The sequence below is a fragment of the Frankia sp. AgKG'84/4 genome (assembly GCF_023242965.2).
Lineage (GTDB): Bacteria > Actinomycetota > Actinomycetes > Frankiales > Frankiaceae > Frankia.
In genome coordinates, this window is sequence record NZ_JALKFU020000406.1 from 1 (window position 1) to 4,849 (window position 4,849).

At 71.6% G+C, this 4,849-nt stretch carries 4 protein-coding genes and 1 pseudogene; 3 read left to right on the plus strand and 2 right to left on the minus strand.

The annotated features are described in order from the left end of the window. The first annotated feature begins 107 nt into the window (after positions 1-107). Complete coding sequence (locus tag MXD58_RS20020) at positions 108-1,151, plus strand: diacylglycerol/lipid kinase family protein (RefSeq protein WP_248836772.1); 1,044 nt, start codon at positions 108-110, stop codon at positions 1,149-1,151. 36 nt (positions 1,152-1,187) lie between these two features. On the opposite strand, the gene MXD58_RS20025 is transcribed toward MXD58_RS20020, so the two are convergent. Next, on the minus strand, positions 1,188-1,937 hold the full coding sequence (locus tag MXD58_RS20025) for a glycerophosphodiester phosphodiesterase (RefSeq protein WP_248836773.1): 750 nt from the start codon (positions 1,935-1,937) through the stop codon (positions 1,188-1,190). 548 nt (positions 1,938-2,485) lie between these two features. Between MXD58_RS20025 and MXD58_RS20030 the strand changes: the two genes are divergently transcribed. Further along, the gene (locus MXD58_RS20030; protein WP_248836774.1) at positions 2,486-2,734 is read left to right on the plus strand and encodes a WhiB family transcriptional regulator; all 249 of its coding nucleotides are present in this window, start codon (positions 2,486-2,488) and stop codon (positions 2,732-2,734) included. 354 nt (positions 2,735-3,088) lie between these two features. Here the strand turns inward: MXD58_RS20030 and MXD58_RS20035 are convergent, their stop codons facing one another. Further along, positions 3,089-4,552 carry a sensor histidine kinase gene (locus tag MXD58_RS20035; protein ID WP_248836851.1) on the minus strand — a complete coding sequence of 488 codons (1,464 nt, stop codon included), beginning with the start codon at positions 4,550-4,552 and terminating at the stop codon, positions 3,089-3,091. On the opposite strand from MXD58_RS20035, the pseudogene MXD58_RS20040 reads away from it, so the two are divergent. Further along, a pseudogene (locus MXD58_RS20040) lies at positions 4,551-4,849 on the plus strand (8-amino-7-oxononanoate synthase); the annotation flags it as partial. The gene MXD58_RS20035 and the pseudogene MXD58_RS20040 overlap by 2 nt on opposite strands.

Consider the following 4,849-nt stretch of genomic DNA (forward strand, 5'->3'; position numbering starts at 1 on the left):
CTGGCGTGGGAGATGTGGGTTCGGTCAAGTCCGTGGTAGGCGGCGCCGAGGATGAGCACGGTGACAACACCGACGCCCGGCCTGCGTGCGCGGGCTACGGTAGAGGCATGCGAGGGCTGCTGGTCGTCAACCCTGTTGCCACCACCACCACCGAACGCGTTCGTGACGTCCTCGCCAGCGCACTCGCAGCCGACCTCGTCCTGGACACGGTGGTGACCAAGGGTCGCGGTCACGGGGTCGAGCTCGGCGCGCGCGCCGTCGAACTGGGCGTCGACGTGGTCATTGCGCTCGGCGGCGACGGCACCGTCAACGAGGTCGTCAACGGCATGGTGCACAACGGCCCGATCGCCGATGGCCCCGCGTTCGCGGTTGTGCCCGGCGGCAGCACCAACGTCTTCGTGCGCGCCCTCGGCTACTCCGCCTCCCCCGTCGAGGCGACCGGGGAGCTGCTGGACGCGCTGCGGGCCGGGCGCAGCCGCCAGATCAGCCTCGGTGAAGCCGTCTACGGCGACGAGCGACGCTGGTTCACGTTCTGCTTCGGGGTGGGCCTCGACGCCCGGGTGGTCGACCGGGTCGAGCGCAGGCGCTCCGGCGGACGGCGCAACTCCCCCGGGCTGTTCCTGCGCACCGCCGCGGTCCAGGTCGCCCGTGGCACCGGCCGCGGCAGCCCCACCATCGAGCTGGAGACCACCGCAGCCCACAGCGACGTGCCCGGCCAGCGCGACGGGACGAATGACGACCTGGCCGCGGCTCAGCGGCTCGCGCCCGCCGATCCGGCCGGGCCGCCGGGCGAGGCCACGGACTCCGACGCGGACCGCCAGATCGCCCTCGGGATCGTCTGCAACACCCGGCCGTGGACCTACCTGCACTCGCGCCCCGTGCTCGCCTGTCCCGACGCCTCGTTCGACACCGGGCTCGACCTGCTCGCGCTGCGGCGGGTGCGGATGTCCTCGGTGCTGCGCACCGGCCGCCAGATTCTCGCCAGCGACGGGGCGCCGCACGGGCGCAACGTCGTCAGCCGCCACGACGCCGCGACGATGCGGTTCCGCTCCGAGGTTCCGATCCCGCTGCAGATGGACGGCGAGTACCTCGGCGAGTCCGACGAGGTACTGCTGACCCACCATCCCCGGGTCCTGCGCGTCATCGGCTGACCCGCCAGCCGGCTGGGTCGCTAGCCGGCTGGGTCGCTAGCCGGCTGGGTCGGCCAGCGCGCGGCGGACCTCCAGCGGGTCGTCGCAGATCACCCCGGTGACGCCAGCGTCCCGCAGGGCTCGCGCGGCCTCGACGCTGGTCACAGTCCACGTGACCAGCCTCACACCGGCCTCGCGGGCACGGGCGGCGGCGTCGGCGGCGCCGAGCACGGCGCCGGTGTGGGGGTGCAGCTCGGTGTGGCCGGCGGAGCGGACGTAGCCGAGTCCGCCGGACACGGACATCCGGGGCATCGTCAGGAAGGCCGTGGCGACGGCGAGGTCCGCGTCGCGCACCGCCTCGATCGCGAACCAGTCGAACGACGACACGGTGATGCCACCCACCCCGGCGTCGAGTTCGGCGACGGTGGGCCGGGGGCCGGTGAGGCCGCGGGCGCGCAGGCGCTCCACGAGGGCCTGCGCGGTGCGTTCCCGGGGCGCGTCGAAGTCCGGCTGACCCGGCTGGTTCTTGATCTCGCAGATGAGCCGACCCCGACCGGCCCAGACATCGATGATCTCGTCGAGCAGTGGGATCCCACGGGCCCGCAGCACCTCGGTGGACGATCGGATCACCGCCCTGCCCGCCGGACGGGACAACCGGGCGTCGTGGACGCAGACCAAGTCCCCGTCGGCGCTGCGGCGGATGTCGATCTCGACGCCGTCCGCACCGGCGCTCAGCGCCGCGTCCACCGCCTCGACCGTGTTCTCCGGGCCGGGCACCCTGCTACCCCGATGACCAAGTACCTCCATGACGCAACCCTGCCATCCCCCGGCTGGCTGATCGAGTCATGGCGGGCAGATGGCCTCAGCCGCGCGGGCCGCGGAGACCCCCGGATGTACCCAGAAGGCTACCGATGCCCAGATGGCATGATCTACACCCGCCCAACCGCGACGGTCATCTCACGTGCCCTCGGACCGCCTCCGAGGCTACGCGCGACTCGGGTCGGAAGCGCGACATCCCCTGTCAACCAGGACTTCCCTCGCGCGCCCGCGACCACGGGAGACTGTGGCTCGGCGTGGCCTACCTGTGTCCCTGCCGGACAAGTGCAGGCCAGACAGGGTGTGAAGACGCTTGCAGGTTCTTGCGCCCCTGCCGGTTCCGGTGGGAGGGTGGCGAATGTCCGGGGTGGATGCACGTGCACCTGGGCTCACCGACCGCCAGAAACCCGCTCCACGGCCCGCCGCCGGGCCGAGCAGACAAGCTGCTCATTCAATTTTCACCGCGGCACAACCGTAGCGGCTCGCAAAGCGTCTCATGTGCAGTGTGGCCCGAGACGACGAGAGAGGGAGTTGTACGCATGGACTGGCGCCACAGAGCGCTCTGCCGTGACGAGGATCCCGAGCTCTTCTTCCCGATCGGTACAACCGGTCCGGCTGAACGCCAGGTCGAAGAGGCAAAGGCCGTTTGCGCGCGGTGCGCAGTCACTAGTGACTGTCTGAACTGGGCACTGGACACCGGGCAGGATTCAGGTGTCTGGGGTGGTTTGAGCGAGGACGAACGCCGGGCGCTCAAGCGCCAGATTCGGCTGCGAGTCCGGACCGCCTGACCGAACCATCTCCGGCGCCGCGCAGTAGCGGACCGGGGTGCACCACCGTTCCCTGTCAGCTCGCCGACATCCGCTCGCGGCATGCCCTGACCGCCGGACAGCTCCGTCCACGCCGGCCACAGTGGTTTCCGCACGACGCTCCGCCCGGCCCCGGGTTTACTCGGGGGTGCGGCGAGCACCAGCACCGGCCGTTCTGTCCGCGCGTCCGCCGCAGCGATGCGGCGCGACGCGGACGGGGCGGCCGTCACGCTTTGCGGCTCAGTGGCGGCTCGGCGACGGCACGGATCATCGCCGCTCCGACCACCGACGAGGGACACACCAGAGCGATACCCGCCCTTCCAGCGCCCCAAACCATCAACTTTCAGAAAGTGGAATGGACAGGAGCGCCTCGGTGCCATGCTCCTGACCAGCCTGGAGCCGGATCGTGCCATGCATCTCTCCCAGCACCAGCTGACGCACGATCTGCAGCCCCAGCCGGGGTGAGTGCTCCAACTGGAAGTCCTCCGGCAGCCCGGCGCCGTCGTCGGCGACCACCACGTCGAGGCGGTCCACCGAGCGGGCGACGCGGATCTCGATCGAACCCGCCGATCCGTCGAACGCATGTTCTACAGCATTCTGTAGAAGCTCCGAAAGCACAAGGGCCAGTGGGGTGGCGAGCTCCCCTGGCAGCCGGCCGAACGAGCCCGAGCGGCGGGTGTTCGCCCGCGCCCCGGTCGACGCCAGGTCCACCGTCACCGAGGTGATCTGGTCGGCGATCTCGTCGAACGGCACGCTCTCACCCAGGCTCTGCGACAGGGTCTCATGCACGACCGCGATCGAGGTCACCCGGCGGACCGACTCCCGCAGCGCCGCGCGCGCCTCGTCGACCTTGGTACGCCGCATCTGCAACCGCAGCAGGGCCGCCACCGTCTGCAGGTTGTTCTTGACCCGGTGATGTATCTCACGGATCGTTGCGTCCTTGCTGAGCAGCAGTTCCTCGCGCCGGCGCAACTCGGAGACATCCCGCACGAGCACCAGGACCTCCCGGGTGGCGCCCGGGAACATCGGGATCGCCCGCAGCAGCACCACCGTGCTGCCGACCCCGGCCTCGACCTCCACCGGCCGGCGCCGGCCGATCGCGTGCCAGACCGCCGGGGTCGTGGCCGGCAGGTTCAGCGCCCGGTGCACCGTGCGCAGATCCTCGCCGGTGACGTTGCCGGTGTAGCCGAGGCGACGGTAGGCGGACAGCGCGTTCGGGCTGGCGAAGACGACCTTGCCGGCGCCGTCCAGGCGCATCATGCCGTCCCCGACCCGGGGCGACTCGGGCAGTTCGGAGGAGCTGCCCCGGAACGGGAAGACGCCCTCGGCGACCATCAGCGCGAGGTTGTTGGCACCCTGCAGGTAGGACGACTCCAGGTCGCTGGGGGTGCGGGGGTTGGCCAGGTTCGTGTCGCGGGCCAGCACGGCGATGACCTCATCGCCGTGACGGACCGGGATCGCCTCGGTGCGCACCGGCACCCCGCCGTCCCACTCGGGCTCGCCCTCCCGGGCGATCCGGTGCTCCCGCCAGGCGTTCTGCACCACCCAGCGGTTGATCACCACGCTGCCGACCTCGTCGTTGTGGTAGACGGTCGATCCCGTGGTCGGTCGTACCTGGGCCACCACCAGGAACTCGGTCCCGCTCGTGCGTCCGCCCCGGCCCGACGCCGTGCCGGAGCGGACGGGCACGAGCAGCAGCAGGTCGGCGAAGGACAGGTCGGCGAGCAGGGCCCAGTCCGCGACGAGCGCGTGCAGATGGTCGATGTCGTCGTCGCTGAGGTCGGTGCTCGCCCGCAGCATGTCGGCGAGGGTTCCCACGGGCTGCACACTGCCAGACCGGCGAGGACCACGAGCTGGCGGGCACCCCGCAGCGCCCGGCAGAGGTCGTACGCTCGCCGTCGTGATACCCGACAGTGCCCCCCCGCAGGCCCGCCACGGCGCCGCACCGGCCGCCGCCGCGGCCACGAGCCCGCCGGCCAACGTCGCCGTGACACAGAACACACCCGGCCCGACGCCGGCGGACCCGCTCGCCTGGCTCGCTCGGCATGCCCGGGACCGGCAGGCAGCCGGTCTGCGCCGCCGGCTGCGCCCGCGCCC